Source organism: Peribacillus sp. SIMBA_075 (assembly GCF_046534585.1).
The window spans coordinates 1-357 of the sequence record NZ_JAWRYN010000228.1; the positions used below are offsets into that span (position 1 = coordinate 1).

At 32.8% G+C, this 357-nt stretch carries 1 protein-coding gene; it reads left to right on the forward strand.

The features are described 5' to 3' along the window. The first annotated feature begins 63 nt into the window (after positions 1 to 63). Positions 64 to 297, forward strand: a complete 234-nt coding sequence (locus tag SB775_RS27985; protein WP_410864415.1) for a hypothetical protein — start codon at positions 64 to 66, stop codon at positions 295 to 297. Positions 298 to 357 lie beyond the last annotated feature (60 nt).

Consider the following 357-nt stretch of genomic DNA (forward strand, 5'->3'; position numbering starts at 1 on the left):
TGCTACATCTTTAGGAATGATTTAATCACGCAAATACAAATCATTAAGAAATGAGGAATGGGAATGACCGAATGTAATCATTTGCAGACTGTCAAAAAAGTATTTGTGGACAGTGAGGAATACAGTTTTGACAGTGAACAGGATATGGAACGGTTTGTAAAAAAATTACTTTGGTTGATTGAGTCTTCATACGGAGAGGACAACTTTTATAGGGAATATGAAGAGTTAACATCTTTTATTTACAGTGAACACGCAGATAGTTTAGCTTTCTTCTTATTTACAGATGGTAATTTTTAATTCCATAACAAAATCGTTAAAATATTGAAAAACGTCGACAAAATGCCGAGAAAATAGGGG

Bases quoted from the DNA above. Each gene is read 5' to 3' on its own strand.
- SB775_RS27985 (WP_410864415.1), top strand. From the start codon at position 64: ATGACCGAATGTAATCATTTGCAGACTGTCAAAAAAGTATTTGTGGAC.